The sequence below is a fragment of the Psychrobacter sp. WY6 genome (genome assembly GCF_018448495.1).
Lineage (GTDB): Bacteria > Pseudomonadota > Gammaproteobacteria > Pseudomonadales > Moraxellaceae > Psychrobacter.
Map to the genome: position 1 here is coordinate 934724 of NZ_CP049902.1, position 20629 is coordinate 955352.

Below are 20629 nucleotides of genomic sequence, written 5' to 3' on the forward strand. Positions count from 1 at the left end.
GGTTTTTTTGCTCGATATCAGTTTAGCTCATTAAATATTATAGCTGGTTGCAGATTAACGCTTACGGCCAAATTTACGCTGCTTTTATTACTAATCTCAGTAATCGCATGAGTAATTTCTTCTTCATCTAAGCTGGCGACTTGCTGCAAAATCTGCATCATGTCAGGCGTTAGCACGTACTTAGCATGACGAGCAATATCATTGATACGATGATCGAAGGTCAATACGCCAGTTTCATCATCTTTTTGCAAGTAATCAAGACGAGTCAAGGCACTGATGAAGCTGGTGAATAAGGCGCGGTCAAAGAAATCAGGAATATCATCTGCATATAGTACAGATAAGCGCTGACCCAGCAGATGACACAGATCAACGACTTCGCTTTCGGTTAGATTGCCTGAGCCTTGCTGGGCGAGTAGGGCAAGCGTCATAAAGTAACGCTCAAGGCTCTGTCCGACAGGCGTAGCTAGCACTTGCAGCTGCTGATAGCATTTGCTGTTTGACTCAGGGACGCTAAGTACGCCATCGCTCAATTCGACAATTAGACCATGCGAGAGTAGGCTGTCGACTTTTTTGTTCAAGGTATCAGCCAAGCCATGTGCGGGATAATATAAGAACAGCTCGCTTTGTAAAAATGGATAGAGTTGCTTAGCAATATTGTCCAAACGACTACGCTCGATACGACCGTTCCGCGCCACTAATGCTGATAAGAAAGACAGTAAAATAAACACATGCAGGATATTATTACGGAAATAACTGAGCAATGCCGCTTGCTTGCCGGCAATTTGAATGATGTCGCCTAAGATATGCGGCGTACGTTCAATGAGCTTTAGTTTGATACCATAATCAATGATTTGCTGCGGACTCATATCTGTAATGACGGTATCGTCTGAGTAGGACAACTGCTGAGCAAGACCTTGATAGAGGGCAATTTGCTCACGGCAGATTTCTTCATCTAAAGCCGCTTTAGGCGCTGATAATAATACCAATGATAATAACGAAACGGGCGTCACAACCGCCGCCTTATTGATATGCTGCATGATTTTGACGCCAATGTTATCGACCATCGCACTGGCTTTATCATCGAGCGGGGTATCGGTGCGATCCGTCGGCAAGCTATTGGCTGGCACATCGAATTTTGTCATAAAGTCGCTAAGATGCAGCGGTGTGCCAAAGCTTAGATGTACATTACCAAAGATACGCTCAATTTTACGACCAACTTTGAGTAAGCCTAGTAAAGATTCAGATTCTTTTGGCTTGCCTTTTAACTCACCAACATAGGTACCACCTTCCATAATACGCTCATAACCGATATAAGTCGGAATGAAAACCACTGGCTTCTCAGAATGACGTAATTGACTGTGCACTGTCATTGCTAGCATGCCCATCTTCGGTGGTAATAAACGTCCTGAACGCGAGCGACCACCCTCAATAAAGTATTCAATCGGCGTGTTACGTGTAATAAGGGTGTGCATATCGCGGAGGACGGCAGTATAAAGTGCATTGCCACGAAAGCTACGACGTATATAAAAGGCAACCGCGCCGCGTAATAATGGCCCTAATACGGGTACATCTAGGTTGTCACCAGCAGCGACATAAGGAATGCTTAGACCACGCTTGTAGTGAGATGACGTAAGATAGCAATAGATAATCGACATGGCTACGATGACAAGGCACATAGACCAGCTCATAGTCAGTCGCAAGCTCACGTACACGCTCGAAATGATGGACTTCTACGCCATCATAGAGTTGCGTCCATAACCACGTTAAAAACTTATAAAAACCGCGCACGATGGAATGTGAATAGTCATTGACCATCTCATTGGCGTAACCTTTAGCCAAGACACGGGCTTCACGTACACTGATACCAGATTCTACGGCTTCTGCCTCTATCGCATGTTTGATAGCTGGTGAACACCAGCTTATCTACTAAGTTGCGTCTGTCTGATAAATCAGGACCGAGCATACTGGCACGCTGCTTGTCTAAATAAACCGTAAGCCGCTGCTGTAGCATACGTACCAGCTCACGATTGCTGTCAGCGGTCGCTACCAAAGCATAGTTTGGTGCTTCGTCAGCATCGCCCACGCTACTCGTGATGTCTAAATGGCTGTCTTTTGCAGGACTTCTTTTACAGTGCCTTCTTTTATAAAGTTCTCTTTCGAATCAACGGCTAGTGAATCAAAAATAGAAAACCCTTCTTCATCACCTTTAAGGCTATCATTGATAAGGGTACGTAGATCTTGAGGTGGATGGAACTGTACAAAGGTGTCACGTCCCATTACTCCGATATTAAAGAGCTGCTTGGTGATGCTAGGGTCTTGCCAGTTGTCAGCGGTCAGCAGCTTAAACAGTGAATCCTCTTTTTCTGGTGCACGTCCCCATAAAATAGAGACGGGCACCAAACGTACTTTTAGCTCTGGATGTTGCAAAACAGCAGACACCAAACGTGACAGGCGCGGTGATAATTGGCTGTCTTTGGCGCTTGGATGGTTCAAAAATATGATGGCTGCGTTTTCTTTGATATTATGGGCGGCATCATGTACCCCAACCAATGCTGGTGGTAAGTTATGCTCTTGCGTCTGCAGGTCAATCAAAATACTGTTGGAGCGCGAATAATCTTGCACATAAAATCTTAGCGTTTGATCGTCTGTATCGAACTCAGGTAATTCACCCAATAACTTAGGTTTAACAGCGACATCGAGTAGCTGCCCCGATAGCTTGCGATAAATTTGATTAATCGGCGCATTGGAATAAGGCTTGGGGGCGATTGGATTGACGTCAGTATTAGAAGTGCTGTCGGTTGTGACTGGCGCTTTAAAAATCCGTTTTTTTAAGAACTTCGGTATCATAATCAGTATCAAAAATAGTCAAGTATGTTGCGCTTATGATGCCATAAAAGCCATCAAAGCGATATATAGTGTCTGTATATGCTAATATTAATACGGTCTGGTTACTATATAGTGAGTTAAGCCGCTCTTAATAAGCTCAAATAATTGAAAGTTAATGTATTTAGCGCAATAATAGTTCGGCGACAACCAAGAGTCACTATAGAGTAATTATGTTTACATCTACCCATTAATATCATTGATATAAGCTGAAATATTATGACACCAGCGATTAATCTTGCCAAACAACGCGCTCTGAAATATCAATTACACGAATATGTCCATGACAGTAATGCCGCCTCTTTTGGCTTAGAGGCGGCAGAAAAGCTAGGCGTGGATGTGTCACAAGTGTTCAAAACCTTGGTGGTGTCGACAGAGACTGGTGCGCTTGCCGTTGCTATCTTACCCGTATAAAACGTTAAACTTTAAAAAAATGGCTAAGGCGCTATCTTCGAATAAATTGCTGACCTGCAAAAAAGTGCAAATGGCGGATCCTAAGCAGGTAGAGCGTAGTACGGGCTATGTGCTAGGTGGCGTCAGCCCATTGGGACAAAAGAAGCGCTTGCCGACTATCATAGACAGCTCGGCTGTAGAGCAGACAACGATTTATGTCAGCGGTGGTCGCCGTGGTTTAGAAATTGAGCTGCTACCAGCACAATTAGCTGAGACCCTTGCTGCTTGCTTTAGTACTATTATTGATGACTAAAAAGTTACTGATGACTGAAAATCGTTGCCGCTAACGGGCTGTTCAATCAAGTCTGAAACGATAGCTAATATTTTATCCCCTCACTCATATTTTATAAGGACATATTCATGCCACATCTAACCATTCAAATGACGCCAAATGTCAGTATTGCTCATGAAGAATCATTGCTTAAAGCGTTAAATAAAGCGTTATGGGACAGTGGGCACTTTGGCACGCCGACTGATATTAAAGCACGGATCGTACCTATTGAGACATTTTTGGTAGGCGTTGAAGATGATGAGCAGGCGTATGGCTTTATTTATGCGCATCTAAAACTAATGACTGGTCGTGACATGGTTATTCGCAATCAGCTAGCAGGGCTGCTGGTGACGATGATAGAGCAGGAGATAGGCGCAGAGCAATCAGGGCGAGCAGCCTTACAGATATGTGTGGAAGTTGAAGAAATTAGCGCGGTGTATCATAAAAAAATACTGGGTAGCTAAAATGCTGATATCGTCCGAAACAACGATTCATCAATTGTTATAAGTACTCACATAGCGATTTACTGGCATATGTGGGTAATATCATTACCTCAACCTTATAACCAGCCGTTTTACCTTCAGTCGCCATCAAGTTGCGGGCAATACGTAAGCGATATTCTCCGGTTGCGGGTAGGCAGCCTTGATACACGATACCGCCTTTGCTACCATCTTGCGTACCGTTTGGCATATGTAATACGCCGACATTGGCTGTCTCAGGCGTACCAGTAAGTGGTACAATTAATAACGGCATATTGCCAGCTGGTGGCATCAAAGCGATACCAGCGCTCATCTTCATTGGGGCTTAATTTGCCAGTGACCGCACTACTGATCGCGCCTTTGGCAAATTTAATAGGAATGTCAGGGTTTTTAGCCAGCTCCGTAGCACTAGTTGCGCTAAAACTGATCAGTGCCGTACTGAGCAGTAGCACTCTATAAATGATGAAGCTAAGGAAGTTTTTTGATGATCAATGGGTAACATGATTGGCTCCTAAAATGGCTATTTATCTATAATGAGTTACTCGTTATCCCTCATCTATGATGTATATTATATCGTAGGCTTTATGAGAAGGTCTGTGTTTTAGTAAGCATAAAAAAGCGCCTACATGCTAGGCGTTTTTATTAATTATTGCTTAATTGTGATGCTATCTTAGTCTAAAAAACTTAGTCTAGAAAAGCAAAGTTCTCAATCTTCATTGCTGTCATGCTTTCACTTGGTGCAACCATGGCTTCGGCATGCCCCGAGGTACGTGGTAACAACTTATCAAAATAGAATTCAGCCGTTTGGATCTTAGCTTTGTAGAATTCTGGTGATTCAGCGCCGCCATTTTCTAGCTTGTCATAAGCGACCGCTGCCATACGCGCCCAATGATAACCCATCATGACATAGCCTGAGTACATCAAGAAATCGTCTGATGCAGCAGAGATGATTTCACGATCTTTACGTGCCATTAGCATCAAGCGGACAGTCAATGTATTCCACTCAGCACATAGCTTGGTGAGCGCCCAAACGAATTTACGCATGTCTTTATCAAGTGCATACTCACCACACCATTTCATGATGCTTGAGGTGTAATCACGGATGATTTTGCCTTTAGACTGCAAGATCACTTTACGACCGAGTAAATCCAATGCTTGAATACCAGTTGTACCTTCGTACATGGTGGCGATACGAGCATCACGAGCAATTAGCTCCATGCCCCATTCTTTGATATAGCCGTGACCGCCATAGACTTGCTGACCATGTTTAGCCGCTTCGATACCTAGCTCAGTTAGGAAGCCTTTTAGGATTGGTGTGTAGAAACCCAATTTGTCATCCCATTTTTCAAACTCTTCATCATCGCCATTGATGATACCTTGCGCCATTTTATCGGCATAGCGCGCAGAATGATAAATCATTGAGCGGCCACCTTCGGCAAAGGCTTTTTGGGTCAATAGCATACGACGTACGTCAGCATGGTTGATGATGGCATCAGCAACTTTTTCAGGCTCTTTCGTGCCTGATAATGTACGCATAGAACGACGATCTTTTGCATACGGTAGCGCATTTTGGAATGACAGTTCAGTATGCGCCAAACCTTGGATGCCTGTACCGATACGTGCCGTGTTCATAAAGGTGAACATAGCTTTGAGGCCTTTGTTCGGCTCACCAATGAGATAACCAACCGCATCATCAAAGTTTAAGACACAAGTCGCTGATGAGCTGATACCCATTTTGTGTTCGATCGACCCACAAGTCACGCCATTACGCTCGCCAATTTCACCTTCAGTAGTTGGCAAGAATTTCGGTACGATAAATAATGAGATACCGCGTGTGCCTTCTGGTGCATTTGGCAAACGTGCTAAAACAATATGAACGATGTTTTCCGTTAAATCATGCTCACCACTTGAGATGAAAATCTTAGTACCGCTAAGCTTATAAGAGCCGTCATCTTGTGGAATGGCTTTAGACTTAACTTGACCCAAATCCGTACCACATTGTGGCTCAGTCAAACACATGGTGCCTGCCCAAGAGCCTTCGACCAATTTATGCAAGTAGGTTTCTTTTTGCTCATCGGTACCATATTGCATAATGGTATTGATACAGCCAGTTGATAGACCAGGATACATTGCCCATGGCCAGTTCGCCGTACCGATCATTTCAGCTTTAATTAAGTTCAATGAGGTCGGTAAGTTCATACCGCCGTACTCTTCAGGGTAAGAAATACCTTGCCAGCCGCCTTCTACAAATTGATCATAAGCTTCTTTAAAGCCTTTAGGGGTTGTGACAACCCCATTCTCAAAATGACAACCTTCAGCATCTGCTGGCTGATATAAAGGCGCTAAGACATTTTCAGCAAAATCTGCCATCCCTTGAAGAATCATATCAACGGTTTCAGGATCGGCATTTTCGCCATTGTCCAAATCTTTATAATGAGTTTGAAAGTCGAAAACATCATTTATTAAAACTTGATATCACGTAAAGGTGCTTTGTAAGTTAACATAGTCGCTCTCTTTAGTTATTCGCTATCATAAATGGCTAGCTCGGTATTTGAGCCACGTTTCATGTAAAAGGGTGTTTAATTATTTGGGGTAAGAATAGACGATATCACGGCTCGTCATTCAGATTTATCAAAAACAGCTCATCCATTTTGATTACCGTTAAGGCATCCTTGATAAAAAACAGCTGTCGCGGCGTTACTGTCAGTATAAATCTTCTATAGCGACAAATATAACTAATAACTAATATTCATAATTAATATTTTAAATCAAAACATTAATTTATGTATTGATGAATTCGATTTTTATTAGTGTCTGTGGTTAAGTACCTATTTATGATAGATGTGACCGTATCAGAAAAATATTTTTTAACTGCATTTACGATATAAGGAAAGCCAATTATGAGCGCATCCAAGCGCGAGGCAACGCGAGCATCTTGGCTGACAGCGTTATTTGCTCGCATAAAGGCTTTAATTGATGGCGAGCTGGCGCATTTGCTGACAGTGAACCGTAGTAAGAGACCGTGGCATATGCCGATTATCGCGGCGATTGCGATTAGCTTCCCCGTGTTTGTGGGCGCTTATTTTGATGCTTTATCGTCAGGCATTAAAGCGTCTTTGGGGGCGATGGTTATTTTGAATATACCGTTAGTGGGCAAGCTGCCGTATCGATTGGTGACGGTGATGGCTTGGGGTTTTGCCATGTCGCTGTGCTTTGCGCTCGGTCTAATTGCTCAGCAAATCCCGCTATTAAAACTGCCGATATTTACGCTAATGGCGTTTGGTATTGTGATTTTTGGACGTTATTATCGTCAGCCACCGCCAGCGGGACTGTTTGTTGATGATGGCAGGTGCTATTGCGCTATTTATACCGCTGCCTTTGGAAGACATCTTACGTGCAACTGGACTGGTGATGCTTGGTAGTGGCTTTGCTTTAGTGATGGCGTTGCTGTATTCGTTGTTTTTATTAGCAACGCGCCCAGCGACGCCGACGCCTACTTATCGCTACGAGCCAGATACCATTACTGAAAGTTTGATTGTCGCCAGTTTTGTCAGTTTAGCCTTGCTCATCGCCGTTACTTTACAGCTGTCCAACCCCTATTGGGCAGCAGTTAGTTGCTTTTTGATTATCCAAGGTATTCATTTGCGTACCATGTGGATTAAGCAAATACATCGTTTATTCGGTACATTATTGGGTGTAGTTTTGGCGAGTTGGATGTTGTCTTGGGGATTATCAATATGGGGTGTCGCACTGGCGATACTGACGATGATGCTTTGTATCGAGACGTTGGTGGATCGACATTATGGTTTGGCAGTCATATTTATCACGCCGCTGACGATATTTATTGCAGAATACGGCAGTGGCCTACCGTTTTCTGAGTCTGCCTATCAAGAAGTGATTCGCACGCGCCTTTTTGATACTGTGATTGGCTGCTTGGTGGGTCTGAGCGGCGGAGTAGTGATGCATTCAACCAACTTACGCATACCGCTACGGTGTATCGAAAACTGGCTGCTGGCGCGCTTTGGCTAATTGATGAGTGTCAAATCATCAGTACGTTTGAAATAAAGTATTAATCAAAGTCGCATGAGCTGAGTTCATGCGGCTTTTTTCATATCAATTTTCGATTAACGACTTTGTAGCGTTTCGGTCGCTTGCGCAACATCGATCGTATGACCTGTCCAACGCTCAAAACTTAACGCTGCTTGCCCGATGAGCATGCCATAGCCATCAGAAATCTGTGCGCCACGCGCAGAAAAATGCTGCAGAAACGGCAGCGTGCGTCCGTACATCATGTCATAAGCATAATCACCGTTTAGCGTGTCGCTTAGTGGTAGCGTATCTGCTGATAAACCAATAGAAGTCGCATTGATAATAATATCAAACGATCCATTTAATTCAGTCGTGCGACAAGTTTCAATCTGCTGCTCATGAATAGCAGCGCTTGCCGCGCTAAGCTCAGTGACTAACGCTGTTGCCTTGCTCAGCGTGCGATTGGCAATCGTAAGATGTGCGATACCAGCTTCAATTAATGGCAATATCACTCCACGTGCTGCGCCGCCTGCACCAATGAGTGCCACACGTGCACCATTCAATGGCCAACCCAAACTTACGATGTGATCGACCAGTCCTTGTCCATCAGTATTATTGCCATACAATGCCTCGGTGATCGGCACGCCACTTTTTACCAGCGCTTTATTTAGTAACAGCGTATTGACTGCGCCTGCAACTTTGGCATGCTCCGATAAACCACCGCGCGCCGCGCAGCAGTCATAAGCGATTTGTTTAAAAGGTACAGTGACGTTGGCTCCAACGCCGCCGCCCTGAAAAAACGCCTCAAGTACCGCGGTAAAACTGGCTGCATCATCGGGGCAATATTGGCGTTGATAGCTAATCTCAATACCCGTCTGCGCTGCAAATAACGTATGGATTTCAGGGGATTTGCTGTGGGCAATGGGATTGCCGATAACGATAAAATGCTGGGTCATAATAGGTCTGCTTGCGATAAGAGGCAAAAATTGATCAGTAGAAGGGCATCGATATACAATCATCATAAGGGATAACACGATATTTGACAAATCAGTGGTCTAACGAGTAAACACTTGAATAGGTAGGTTTTTTGACAGATTAGGTCTTTAACAAATCTGTACTGTCTGGGAGCGTTATCCGTAACGTAAAGGGTGGTCAAGTGTTAAGCAGTTGGGTAAACTAGAGAGTCTGAAATTTTTATATTATTTTGGCAGTTGCATAACTATCAGTAACTGAACTGTCAAAAATCAAGCCATAAGAAACTAACATAACAAACTGAGTCATAAAATACCAAGCATAAGAACGCTTGTTTATAAAATATAATGTCCATTATCAGCGGCCTATCTGCCTGCTCGTTAATACTATTTTGAGAATCATCTAAAAGTGTGAGTAAATTGCCCATGTGGAATAATAGCCTACAGACCTTCTTGGTCGGTACGATAATGGCAGTCGGCGTGTCGCTCAGTGGCTGTGATAGCAGTAAAGACGACGCCCAAAACCAAGATGCCGATATGAGCGAGCAAACCGTCGCTGACGATGCGCTAGTACAGGACAATGCTGCGACGAACGCCGATTTAGACGGTGCTACTGCTCAGCAAGGTACACAAGTGAAATATGACGTTGCGGGATGGGGCACTAAAAATGTAGCGTCACTGACCGTCGATAATTTAGATGAGATTAAGGCGACTTTTGGCAAGGTCATGAGCACTGATGAGAACAGCCTCGACTATGCCAGTAATCCAGCTGCCAAATATCGCTTTATGGATACCGATGCGCCGTATTTGGATCTGATTGATTCTGAAAAATATCTCGAACTGGGCTGGTACTTTGCCAATCCTACTGACTCTGATAAAGAAAAAAAGATAAGCCAAAACCATGCCGAAAAAGCGCATAAGCTTGCCCGCCAACTGATGGGTGATGAGGGCGGACAACTGATTTCTGATATGCTTAATGGTCAAATTATCAAAAATAAAGTCATCGGTGGTCAAAAAATAGAACTGGCAAAATGTGAGTTCTACAGTTGTATGTTGGTCATCAATAAATCTGCTGCCCAAACAGATAAGAAGTAAGCTGTGCTTGCTATCATGCCGCTCAATAATTGGCTATGCATACATCCATCAAGTGCTACGACGGATATCTCAGACACAGTATCGCTAGACAATCGTGGGTTGGCATATGGCGATGGGTTTTTTACCACGATGGGGGTCATCGATGGGCAGATACTGTGGTTGGCTCATCATCAGCAGCGCCTTATTTCCCATGCTGAAGCTTTACAACTTGAATTAGACAGTCATTCTGTCATGGCTTTATTGCAGACGCATGCCGAGCAACTACAACAAGGCATGCTGAAACTGATGGTGACTCGCGCCGTGCAAGATGTCCGTGGTTATGGCTATGTGCCAACCGCATCTGGTAGCGATTGTGAGATTTGGCTAAAATCCTCTGCGATGACCGTCACTACGACTCAGCAATTACGCTTGCCTGATGGGTGCTCAATCCCGATGCAGCCTATCAGTTCTGCCATTTGCCTATCTTCGCAGCTTGCCTGCTTACCGCCGCCATTAGCAGGACTCAAAAGCCTCAATCGCCTCGACAATGTGCTGGCAAGTGGTGAGCTGCAAGCTATCAAAGCCAAAGTATTGGAAGACAATATTAAACCAAGCATCAGTGAGGGGCTGCTACGAGATATGATTGGTCGTTGGGTTGAAGGTACGATGAGTAACGTCTTCTATCAGTTGTCAGACTCGCCTTTATCAACACTATCATCAGAAAAAATGTCATCAGAAAAATTGTCTACGCTACCGCTTTATGAAGACAATACAAACTATCTAACCACTGGTCAATGGTATACACCATCCATGGCGAAATCTGGCGTCGCTGGCGTGATGCGGCAAGTGCTTATCGATGCGTTATCAACTAGCAAACATCCCGTCATTATCAGATCATTAAAAGATGAGGATTTGCCACAGTTAAGCCAGCTGTTCTTTTGCAATGCGCTGCGTGGTGTCATGCCAATGAGTAGCCTGACGTTATTATCGGGTGAAATGGTGATTTTAAGCGATTCTAATCGTATTTAAAGAAAGTAACCTAGAGCTAAGCATTATAGTGAAAAGCGTTTAATATAATTTGCAATAACGCCCACGACCAGTAAATTCAATAATACCTCTATCACGCAACACTTGTAATTGCTGACGGATTTTATCTTTAATGTGATTATTTTCAGGATGTTTACGCTGTAATTCATCAGCAAAAGCATAAACCTGATTGAGAGAGAAATTAGCATCCAGTCTATCAATACATTGCCAAACATCCAGTGTCCAACCACGCGAAGCTGTAGATTACTGACGTAGAAACAAGGTTTTTTGAAATTGCTCGGTGACATTATCGCGTGGTATGACTTGCTGGTTTTTCACCAAAAATACTTTGCCTGATTCGGGCACTTGTCGTAAATCAATATTGCAACCAACCCAACCGGCACGTTTAGCAGAGACTAATAAAGGCTTACGTTTGACAATCATATCAGGCTTAAAAAAATGCTTAGGAATAATCAGGAAGTTGTTAACGCTATATTCTTGAGAATAGGTTAAAAAGAAAAAGTTAGGATTGTTGTCGCTACTGATACGCTCAATCATGGTGTCATAAGCGCCATCATTGATAATGTTGCTTAACTTTGCTTGCTTACTTTTGAGCTCATATTGCTCATTACAATTTGCACAATAAAAGTCAGCGACAGGCTTGTTGTTAGTAAATTCCGCCAATGGTTCAGCATCGCAATTAGGGCAGTAACTTTGGTTGGCAACCCAATCCTCGCTTAATACACGAATTTTTTGAGGTTCGGATTTGTAGTTTGCAGCGAGACTTTGATTAAAATGTAGGTTCATAACCAGTTTTCGTTATTAAAGAAAAGGAAAAACACCAAAAGAAGGTAGAAACATTAGCCCATATCAGCAGGCGTAAATACCAAGATAATTCATAAGCTAAGCAAATACCATTGAAAATCGTACGGTTCAGTGCTAAATTCTAGCAAACTTCTGCCTCGCGAGTTGCCATGAGCAAGCCTACATCTGAAACGCCTCCTGAACGCCCTAATGAAACGCCATCGAATAAACCGGATAGCAGTGTTGAGGAGCGTGTCGATACCACATTACCGGACACGCAACCAGCAGTCGATGGGGTAGAGGAAACGCCAGCGACAGATGTGTCACTCATCAGTGGAGCGGCTAAGCCACGCGAATATAAAGCGGATAATCAATCTTTCTTTATGCAGCGTGGCTATCAAGTGTTGCTAGTGCTGGGGCTTATCGCTGCGTTTTTCTTAGTGATGGTCTATCAGACATTGTTTGGGCGGATTGAGCAGCCAAAGCAAATGGTCACCATTGAGCAGGGTCAGAGCTATTATGGCTTACTGCCGCAGTGGCAACAGCAAATCCCGCTGTTTTCTGCTACGATTGCCAAGCTCTATATGAAAACACAAGTCGATGGCCCCTTACATGCTGGTATTTATCAATTACCAGAAAACCCTACCTTTGCTGAAACGCTACATATACTTGGGCAAGGGGTAAAAGCATCGATGGTAAAAGTGCAAATCATCGAAGGCAAAACCTCTAAAGACTTGTATCAGACGTTACGGGACAATAAAGGCATCAAAAAAGAGGTGCTGACTGACGATAGTGGCAATGATAGAGACAATGCTGGTATTGCTCAAGCGTTGGATTTGGTCGGTATATTGCCAAATGAAGTTATCAATAGTAATGACCCTATCGTCAATCACAATCTTGAAGGTTGGTTTGCCCCTGATACTTATTATTATGGGGAAGGCAGCACTGATAAGCAGGTACTGACCGATTTATATAAGCGTCAGCAGCAAGTATTGACTGAAGCGTGGGAAAATCGTGCGCCCAATTTACCTTATAAGACGCCTTATGAGGCGTTAGTGATGGCCTCTATTATCGAAAAAGAAACCAGTGTGGCAGAAGAGCGTCCTTTGGTCTCTGCGGTGTTTAGAAATCGTTTAGATAAAGGCATGCGAATGCAGACCGATCCGACCATCATCTATGGTATGGGCAGTCGCTATGAAGGCAACATTCGCCGTAAAGACATTGATGAAAAAACGTCTTATAACACTTATCAAATTGACGGCCTACCGCCAACACCTATCGCGCTACCATCGGCTGCCTCTATCGAAGCGACCTTGCACCCAGCAGATAGTGACGCATTGTACTTTGTAGCGACGGGTAATGGCGGGCACAAATTTACCAATAGCTTGGCGGCGCACAATCAAGCGGTAAAAGAATATCTCGGCGTCATGCGTGAGAAAAAATCACAAACCCCGCCGCAGTAATTTAATCCTCTATCTTTTCTTCAAACCTATCGTGAAATGAGCGTTATGCAACTGTCGACATAAAGACATAACGCTCATCAATGACATAAGGTCATATCATGTCAGCATCTATACAAGACCACGTATCTCAAACAGTCCAGTTGAGAGCAAAGCAGCCCAAAACAAGTCAGCCCAAAGCAAGCAATGACATTAATGATATCGCACTCAATCAAGGGCGTTTTATCAGTTTTGAAGGTACTGAGGGCGTAGGCAAAACGACTGCCATTGAGCAGCTATGCACACGCTTAGACGATAACAATATTGCGTATCTGCGTACCCGTGAGCCGGGTGGTAGCCCGTTTGCAGAACGTTTGCGCGCTATATTATTGGACCCTGCGACCGACATCAATGATGATACAGAGCTATTGCTACTGTTTGCGGCGCGCTGCGACCATATGCAGCAAGTGATTCTGCCAGCGTTACAACGTGGGACGTGGGTAATATGCGATCGTTTTACCGATTCTACCATTGCTTATCAGGGCTTTGGGCGGGCACATGGCGATGCGGTGGTACGAGCCAAAATTGAATCGCTTATCGAGCAGTTTGTGCCGCAACTACCTGAGCTGACATTATGGCTGGATTTGCCCGTATTAGAAGGCATGACACGCGCTAATAAACGTAGCGCCGCTGATAGATTTGAGCAGCAAGCGACCGAGTTTTTTACTTGGGTGCATAAAGGCTTTAACACGCTGGCGACTCAGTACCCCGAACGGATACAGCGCATTGACGCATCAGGCAATGCCGATGAGGTGAGCGCGCGAGTATGGCAGGCGGTACAAGGCAGATTTGATGTTTCGTAACGGATTTTATAAAGCCATTACCTAGCCAAATAAAAAGCCCCAACATTGCGTTGGGGCTTTTGTGTTTTATAAACTGTTATATTCTATAAAGTATCAAAACAGTCATCAAGATATTGTCAAAACTGTGTTAAAACAAAGCTGTGGCAACGATTATTTATCCTGTTTATTCACAGCTTTATTATCTGAAATTTCTTGAACATTGTCTTTGTTAATGTTGTCTTTAGTAATATCGCCATCAGAGCTTGCATTGGTTGTATTATCTTGACCAGAGTCGGGTAAACGATTTGGATCAAGCGCGCCCTTCTTAGTTTTAGGTGCGTTGCCATTACCATTCGTACTACTATTGTTAGACACCTTATTTTTAGGAATTGCCTTCGAAGTCGCTGTCGAGTTGGCTGACATGACGCCTTTATTAACGACGTCAATAGACTCATCTTTTGACGTTATTACTTTGTCATTCAAGGTGTCTGGCGTGGTTTTAGTTTCAGCACTGCTGCTCGAATGGTTTGATACCTCGTCATCTGCATTTTGCTCAGCGACTCTCTGCTCAGTGATTTTCTGCTCAGCGATTATTTCTTTAGCGCTGTCGCTATCAGTGGCAGTGGATTGTTCTGTTGCATCAACACTATCATCGCTCAGCTCTTTTCTTTACGCTTTTCAGGCGCTTTTGAGCTGGACTCAAAGTTAGCATCAGCTGCCAGTCGCGCCTGCTCTTGTTTAGGTGTCACGTCGACAGGTTTTGGCTGTACTTCATCTTCTACCACCAGTGAGATGAGCTTGCGATCACGTGGTACGATGCCGTCAAACTTATCGGTAATGACGTGTAGCTTGCCTTCTTTGTCGATTGTATACAGCGGCACGAATTGCTTGTTGTCGGCTTTGTATTGCTCAAAGCTGTAGCTGTCGGTGATGTTGGTAATCTTGATACGGGCTTTTTTCGACAGCATGCTGGCAAGTTTGGTATAGGTGACGTCTTTGCCAAACAGCCACTGCGAGTGGAAGTTACCTTGCTTATCATCGCGCTCGCTTTTGACCTTTTCGTCGCTGAACTTGAGACGGTACAATTTGCGCTCACCAAATTCATGACGATAATGAATCTCAGACAAGGTATTCATCTCTTTGTCCATACTCATGGCAAACAGACGACCGATACCGATCAGGTCAAGATGATGATCGGCATGATCAGAGATAGGGTTGCCAAAATAAGTACGTAGACCACTCATGCGTGCGCGGGCAATATTGGTATAGTTGTTGTGTGCGACGATGACATCAAAGCCCTGATCTTTTAGAGAAGTTGCTACCAAAAGCGCAATGGGATTTGAGCCGACGATTAAGATACCATTGGTCTCAGGTTCACGGACGCCAAGCAAATTTCCGACTATTTTCGCCCCCAAGCCCTGAATCATGACCGTACCAATGATGACCATGAATACTAACGGTACGAGCAGCTCAACACCTTGGATATCGTATTCTTGCAGACGAATAGCAAACAGTGATGAGATGGCTGCAGCGACGATACCACGTGGCCCAATCCAACTAATCATCAGCTTTTCATTGGTCTTTAAGTTTGAGCCAATAGACGATGCCCAAACGGATAAGGGTCGCGCCACAAACATGACGATAGCAAGTAACACCAGACCTGCGAAACCAACGCTAAGTAAGCTTTCCAGCTCTACACGTGCTGCAAGGATAATAAACAGCACAGAGATAAGAAGGATGGTTAAAGATTCATTGAACTCTAAAATCGTATCGCGTGGAAATTTTGGCCAATTCGCCAATGCCACGCCCAATACGGTGACTGTCAATAGCCCAGATTCATGCTCTAAATGGTTCGATACTGAAAATAACACCAAGACAAAGGCGAGCGTAAAGACATTGCGTAAAAATTCAGGAATCATATGCCGACGCATCAAGAAGGCAAGCAGCCAAGCGCCTGCCATACCCATCGCTGTCGCTAATACCACGATTTTGGCAAACAATAAGATACTGCTGGCTTCGCCGCCTGAGATGATGTATTCATAGACCAAAACCACGGCAATAGCGCCGATTGGGTCAATGATGATACCTTCCCATTTGAGGATATTAGAGATCGTCTTATTGGGACGCACACTACGTAATAGCGGCATAATCACCGTTGGACCCGTGACGCACACGAGCGCACCGAACAGCAAAGCAATCAGTGGATCGACATCGAATAAGAGATAAGTCGATAACGCCACGATAGCAATGGTGATAAGTACACCGACCGACACCAGCATTTGCACTACGGTGCCCATGCTGTTAATCTCGTCAAACTCTAACGTCAGAGAGCCTTCAAATAGGATAATCGCCACGCCCAAAGAGATGAAGGGGAACATCAGCTCCCCCAGCACCAAGTCAGGATCGAAGACTCCCAGCACTGGGCCCACGATAATGCCAATCAGTAATAAAAATAAAATGGACGGTTGCTTTAAATACCAAGCCAACCATTGGGCAGCAATGCCAATCCCAACCACGCCAGATAATAATAGGGCGGTATCCATAAATTGATCCTTTTATAATCTTGTCGTATTTTATAGCTATCAACCGCTTTTTTGAGTAGCGGCTGCCAGTAGTATAGTAATAAGTTGACGCTACTCGCTATAGAGACAAATCTCTATAAAACGTAAGCGACGACAATGGTATCCATCATGAATCACAACATGAGCCAGATATGATATAACTACTATAGAGTAGTAAAGACAAAAGCATTGCTAGAAAAAATCGTCAATCTCATATAAATCGTATATGGCATCAAGCTCGCTCAGTCTATTATTGATAGTACTGTCACGCGACTTTTTTTATCCATTTATCTTGAATCGACCATCGCATTATTCTAGTGATGCAAAAGATGAAAAATAAGGGTGATAATAGCCAGCTTTATAAAACAATAGTCAATAATGATTATTTATAGACTTTAGTTTGCTTAAAAATTTATTTGGCTTGCTATCATAACATGCTTTTATTTCATGCTGAGCAAGGCCGTATCTAGTACGATATCAGTAGGCAGCGGTAAAAATATACAATAACTGGGTCAAATAATCGCGCCTTGGGTTATCCTACATGATCGGAATAATGACAAAATAGCACGATGACTTATCATACAGTAGCTGCCTTTATCATGCACCTAGCGAGGATTATCATTGTTTTGGGGTGTTTATATAAGGAAAGGCTAATGGTCGATGGCATAAGGGTATAAAAAACAGTAATCTAATAAACGACTAGATGGCGACTAAAAAGGTTGGCCGTCATAACATTCAGTGCCGATGCAACGTTTGTCATATACGGATTTGGTTAAAATTAAAACATCGTATACACGTCACTAGCGATAGTAGCCAAAACATAACCATTAAAAATAACAACGATTACTTATATGGAGGACAACATGCCTATCAATATGCTTACAGCGCAATCTAAGTTTTATGTGCCGCATTGGTTAAAACGTAGTGCGCTGGTGCTTGCTGTCAGTACCTCGGTGGTTACTGGCGTCACTGCCACCGCCATGGCGAGCGCTCAAGCTGTCGTCACCACGGCGGATTTTTCTGACTTAGTACAGCAAGTTACCCCAGCCGTTGCCCGCGTAAATGTCACCAAGACCGTCAGCGAGGCTGAGCTTGCCCAAGCCCAAACAGCCGAATTGTTACGGCAGTTCTTTGGTGATCGTTTACGTATTCCTGATCAGGCTACCACGCCAGCGATTGAGCATGCTTATGGTACTGCCTTTTTTGTCACAGCCGATGGTTATATGCTGACCAACCATCATGTGGTGGAGGGCGCTGATAAAATCACTGTCACTCTTACGATAGAACGGAGCTTGATGCAACCTTGGTTGGTAGTGATGAGCGCTCTGATGTGGCAGTGCTAAAAGTCTCGGGTAACCAATTTCCCGCTTTGCCTATCGGCGACTCAAATGCTCTGAAAGTAGGGGAGCCAGTACTAGCCATTGGTTCGCCATTCGGTTTTGATTACTCAGCATCGGCGGGCATTGTCAGTGCTAAATCACGCAGTTTTTCACGCGATACCAGCGTGCCATTTATCCAAACAGACGTGGCATTGAACCCGGGTAACTCAGGTGGTCCACTATTTAATCAGCGCGGTGAAGTGATTGGTATTAATTCGCGTATCTTTAGTGGTACAGGTGGTTACATGGGTCTGTCGTTTTCCATTCCGATTGATGCGGCGATGGATATTTACGAGCAGCTAAAAACCGATGGCGAAGTGGTGCGTGCTTATTTAGGTATTTATCCGCAAGACATCGATCGCAATTTAGCAGAAGCTTATAACCTAGATCGTCCTCAAGGTGCACTACTGACAAGGGTATCACCAGACTCACCTGCACAAAAGCTGGTCTAAAACCTGGCGATATCATTTTGCAATATAATGAAGTGCAAATTATGCGCGCCTCAGATTTATTAAACTTGCTCAATCGTGCCAAACCGAGCGATAGCTTCCGCGCACAGATTCAGCGTAATGGTAAGCAGATGACCATCAGCGGCAAACTCACTTATGCGCCCAATGATGTGAGAGCACAAGGCGGCGATCAGCAGAATGATGAGGTGCAGTTAGGCTTGCGTTTACGTAACTTGACCGCTGATGAGCAAGCAGAAATCGCAGTGGATAATAAGACGGGTATTTTGGTCACCACAGTTGACCCAACGGGATTGGCGGCGCGCTCAGGTCTATTGGCAGGTGATGTGATTACCAATTTCCACCAAAAGCCAATTAAAAAGGTCACGGATTTTTCAAGCGCCATCTCATCATTGCCCAAAAAAGGCGTAGTGACCATTGAAATTATCCGCCAAGGTATTCCCGCGATTATTGGTTTACGTATTGAGTAAGCTTTGATAGCTTGGTAGGAATAATGGGTAGTCGGGGCAGCAACTGAGCATGGCATAACAGGCGCGTCAATAATTCTACTTGTCTATGATAGAGCTCGACCCCTATAATGGCTGATTTTTTTAACCATGACTTAAAATAATTTAACACTGTCACTAACTTATTCATGGAGCGATTTATTTATCGCTCTATACGTTCTAATATAGGGTAAGCCAGTTGCTAGGCTCATACCCTCTCGTAACCATCAGGTAATTATGACTGACCATGTTATATCCTAAGTATCTCTACGACAGCAGTATTGCTTGCGTATATTATACTGTGGTCAGGATTACAAACGTTCAATGCCAATCCTACCAAACGTTTTATGCGTATTTGGTTGAAGTTGGCACTATATTATGCTGCCTATACTATGCCCGTTTGGGCTTTGCTGTTGGTGATAGGTTGGTCGCAAGACATGCTGCCGATACTAGCGCAGCTATCACTACCACTCGTGCTAGTGGCTGTATTTGCAATGGGGTTCTATTTTTATACCGTGGTGATACAACCCAATCGTTTACGTTTAGATCATCATGCAATCGACTTAGATTTATCCACACCGTTGACGGTTGCCGTATTGGCTGATTTACGCATAGGCTTGTATAGCGGCAAGCCGCGTCATATCCGTAAACTGGTTGCTACCATCAATGCGTTACCAGCAGATGCGGTGCTGATTACGGGCGACTGGTTGTATTATCCAAGTGCTGATTTAGTGGGTCAGCTCATGTTGTTTAAAGGGGTTAATAAGCCTATTTATACAGTGATGAGTACCTCAGACTTGCGTTATCAATCGATTAATACGACCAAGCAAGGACAGCCGCTATTAGAAGATACGTTGTCCAGTGCCTTTGATGTACTCGATATTAGCTATATTGGTCAACAGTGTACCTCGCTGCCACTTAAATGTACTGGGGCTACTAATGCGTTTCCAGTAATGCCCAGTGCGAGCTATTCTAAAAATAATAAAGAGGGTTTTAGACAGCAAAATTTGGAAAATAGCCCAACCGTCGCCGTGCTTTGCGGCTGGCAAGATGTTCCTAAACAGTTTGCTGATATTGAAGAGGCAAATGCGTCTGATAAAGCCGCACTTGGTGCTGAAATTGCTAATACCACGAAGCCCGTCATCATCTTGGCTTCACGATTTGATAGTATTAGCGATTTGCCAAAATCCTTACAGCCACGACCACTATTGATTACTGGGGCAGCAAAGGCGATTCAAAAAAATATATGGTTGGCACAAAAACAAAAAATATTGAGCGTAGTAGCGAGCAGTCAACCCTGTTGAATAATAGCCGCATGGGTAAGCAGCGGGGTTTATACCAACATGGCAGTGCACAGATATTTGTCAGTAGCGGTATTGGCACACGAGGGCTGCCTTTTCGCTTGTATCGCCCCACTATCGATGTGTTGACGATTCGTTAACATGATTCAAAAGACTTATCAGCGC

15 protein-coding genes and 5 pseudogenes are annotated in these 20629 nt (G+C 44.0%); 11 read left to right on the forward strand and 9 right to left on the reverse strand.

Going from position 1 to position 20629, the window contains the following annotated elements; genetic code table 11:
• Positions 1-54 precede the first annotated feature (54 nt).
• Positions 55-2847: pseudogene (plsB, locus tag G7Y90_RS04700) on the reverse strand (glycerol-3-phosphate 1-O-acyltransferase PlsB).
• A 255-nt stretch (positions 2848-3102) separates the two neighbouring features.
• Between plsB and ybaK the strand changes: the two are divergent.
• Together ybaK and G7Y90_RS04710 are read left to right on the forward strand one after the other, a co-directional pair.
• Positions 3103-3589, forward strand: a pseudogene (gene ybaK, locus G7Y90_RS04705) (Cys-tRNA(Pro) deacylase).
• 107 nt (positions 3590-3696) lie between these two features.
• Positions 3697-4071: a 5-carboxymethyl-2-hydroxymuconate Delta-isomerase gene (locus G7Y90_RS04710; protein WP_250163526.1), complete on the forward strand. Its 375-nt coding sequence runs from the start codon at positions 3697-3699 to the stop codon at positions 4069-4071.
• 37 nt (positions 4072-4108) lie between these two features.
• On the opposite strand, the gene G7Y90_RS04715 is transcribed toward G7Y90_RS04710, so the two are convergent.
• From G7Y90_RS04715 to G7Y90_RS04725, 3 genes and pseudogenes are all read right to left on the reverse strand, one after another.
• Complete coding sequence (locus tag G7Y90_RS04715) at positions 4109-4360, reverse strand: hypothetical protein (RefSeq protein WP_250163527.1); 252 nt, start codon at positions 4358-4360, stop codon at positions 4109-4111.
• A complete protein-coding gene (locus G7Y90_RS04720) occupies positions 4323-4538 on the reverse strand; it encodes a hypothetical protein (protein ID WP_250163528.1) in 216 nt (71 codons plus the stop codon). The genes G7Y90_RS04715 and G7Y90_RS04720 overlap by 38 nt, the downstream gene beginning before the upstream one ends.
• Before the next feature lie 232 nt (positions 4539-4770).
• Positions 4771-6590, reverse strand: a pseudogene (locus G7Y90_RS04725) (acyl-CoA dehydrogenase C-terminal domain-containing protein).
• Between the two features lie 396 nt (positions 6591-6986).
• Between G7Y90_RS04725 and G7Y90_RS04730 the strand changes: the two are divergent.
• Both G7Y90_RS04730 and G7Y90_RS04735 read left to right on the forward strand, forming a co-directional pair.
• A complete protein-coding gene (locus G7Y90_RS04730) occupies positions 6987-7508 on the forward strand; it encodes a hypothetical protein (protein ID WP_250163529.1) in 522 nt (173 codons plus the stop codon).
• Positions 7426-8115, forward strand: a complete 690-nt coding sequence (locus G7Y90_RS04735; protein WP_250163530.1) for an FUSC family protein — start codon at positions 7426-7428, stop codon at positions 8113-8115. Before G7Y90_RS04730 ends, G7Y90_RS04735 begins: the two co-directional genes overlap by 83 nt.
• A 95-nt stretch (positions 8116-8210) precedes the next feature.
• Here the strand turns inward: G7Y90_RS04735 and aroE are convergent, their stop codons facing one another.
• Entirely contained in the window at positions 8211-9071 is an 861-nt protein-coding gene (gene aroE, locus G7Y90_RS04740) for a shikimate dehydrogenase (RefSeq protein ID WP_250163531.1), read from the reverse strand.
• A gap of 441 nt (positions 9072-9512) precedes the next feature.
• Between aroE and G7Y90_RS04745 the strand changes: the two genes are divergently transcribed.
• The gene (locus G7Y90_RS04745) at positions 9513-10181 is read left to right on the forward strand and encodes a hypothetical protein (RefSeq protein ID WP_250163935.1); all 669 of its coding nucleotides are present in this window, start codon (positions 9513-9515) and stop codon (positions 10179-10181) included.
• Positions 10182-10196: 15 nt separating this feature from the next.
• Entirely contained in the window at positions 10197-11189 is a 993-nt protein-coding gene (locus tag G7Y90_RS04750) for an aminotransferase class IV (protein ID WP_250163532.1), read from the forward strand.
• A gap of 39 nt (positions 11190-11228) precedes the next feature.
• Here G7Y90_RS04750 and G7Y90_RS04755 read toward each other — a convergent pair whose 3' ends face one another.
• Both G7Y90_RS04755 and G7Y90_RS04760 read right to left on the reverse strand, forming a co-directional pair.
• Complete coding sequence (locus tag G7Y90_RS04755; protein ID WP_349773413.1) at positions 11229-11426, reverse strand: hypothetical protein; 198 nt, start codon at positions 11424-11426, stop codon at positions 11229-11231.
• A 24-nt stretch (positions 11427-11450) separates the two neighbouring features.
• Positions 11451-11993 (reverse strand): DpnI domain-containing protein, encoded by a 543-nt coding sequence (locus tag G7Y90_RS04760; RefSeq protein WP_250163533.1) that lies wholly within the window; start codon positions 11991-11993, stop codon positions 11451-11453.
• A gap of 167 nt (positions 11994-12160) precedes the next feature.
• Between G7Y90_RS04760 and mltG the strand changes: the two genes are divergently transcribed.
• Positions 12161-13453 carry an endolytic transglycosylase MltG gene (gene mltG, locus G7Y90_RS04765; protein WP_055123616.1) on the forward strand — a complete coding sequence of 431 codons (1293 nt, stop codon included), beginning with the start codon at positions 12161-12163 and terminating at the stop codon, positions 13451-13453.
• A gap of 98 nt (positions 13454-13551) precedes the next feature.
• Positions 13552-14292: a dTMP kinase gene (gene tmk, locus G7Y90_RS04770; RefSeq protein ID WP_250163534.1), complete on the forward strand. Its 741-nt coding sequence runs from the start codon at positions 13552-13554 to the stop codon at positions 14290-14292.
• 150 nt (positions 14293-14442) lie between these two features.
• Here tmk and G7Y90_RS04775 read toward each other — a convergent pair whose 3' ends face one another.
• Together G7Y90_RS04775 and G7Y90_RS04780 are read right to left on the reverse strand one after the other, a co-directional pair.
• Positions 14443-14754, reverse strand: coding sequence for a hypothetical protein (locus G7Y90_RS04775; RefSeq protein WP_250163535.1), 312 nt, complete (start codon positions 14752-14754; stop codon positions 14443-14445).
• Positions 14755-14910: 156 nt separating this feature from the next.
• A pseudogene (locus G7Y90_RS04780) lies at positions 14911-16814 on the reverse strand (cation:proton antiporter); the annotation flags it as partial.
• 998 nt (positions 16815-17812) lie between these two features.
• Here G7Y90_RS04780 and G7Y90_RS04785 point away from each other — a divergent pair.
• From G7Y90_RS04785 to G7Y90_RS04795, 3 genes and pseudogenes are all read left to right on the forward strand, one after another.
• Positions 17813-19148, forward strand: a pseudogene (locus tag G7Y90_RS04785) (Do family serine endopeptidase).
• Between the two features lie 296 nt (positions 19149-19444).
• Positions 19445-20467 (forward strand): hypothetical protein, encoded by a 1023-nt coding sequence (locus tag G7Y90_RS04790; RefSeq protein ID WP_250163537.1) that lies wholly within the window; start codon positions 19445-19447, stop codon positions 20465-20467.
• A complete protein-coding gene (locus G7Y90_RS04795) occupies positions 20464-20604 on the forward strand; it encodes a hypothetical protein (protein WP_250163538.1) in 141 nt (46 codons plus the stop codon). Before G7Y90_RS04790 ends, G7Y90_RS04795 begins: the two co-directional genes overlap by 4 nt.
• Positions 20605-20629: the final 25 nt, after the last annotated feature.

Coding starts and splice junctions, on each gene's coding strand:
- G7Y90_RS04710 (WP_250163526.1), top strand. CDS start 3,697: ATGCCACATCTAACCATTCAAATGACGCCAAATGTCAGTATTGCTCAT.
- G7Y90_RS04715 (WP_250163527.1), bottom strand. CDS start 4,360: ATGCCGTTATTAATTGTACCACTTACTGGTACGCCTGAGACAGCCAAT.
- G7Y90_RS04730 (WP_250163529.1), top strand. CDS start 6,987: ATGAGCGCATCCAAGCGCGAGGCAACGCGAGCATCTTGGCTGACAGCG.
- G7Y90_RS04735 (WP_250163530.1), top strand. CDS start 7,426: ATGATGGCAGGTGCTATTGCGCTATTTATACCGCTGCCTTTGGAAGAC.
- aroE (WP_250163531.1), bottom strand. CDS start 9,071: ATGACCCAGCATTTTATCGTTATCGGCAATCCCATTGCCCACAGCAAA.
- G7Y90_RS04745 (WP_250163935.1), top strand. CDS start 9,513: ATGTGGAATAATAGCCTACAGACCTTCTTGGTCGGTACGATAATGGCA.
- G7Y90_RS04750 (WP_250163532.1), top strand. CDS start 10,197: ATGCCGCTCAATAATTGGCTATGCATACATCCATCAAGTGCTACGACG.
- G7Y90_RS04760 (WP_250163533.1), bottom strand. CDS start 11,993: ATGAACCTACATTTTAATCAAAGTCTCGCTGCAAACTACAAATCCGAA.
- mltG (WP_055123616.1), top strand. CDS start 12,161: ATGAGCAAGCCTACATCTGAAACGCCTCCTGAACGCCCTAATGAAACG.
- tmk (WP_250163534.1), top strand. CDS start 13,552: ATGTCAGCATCTATACAAGACCACGTATCTCAAACAGTCCAGTTGAGA.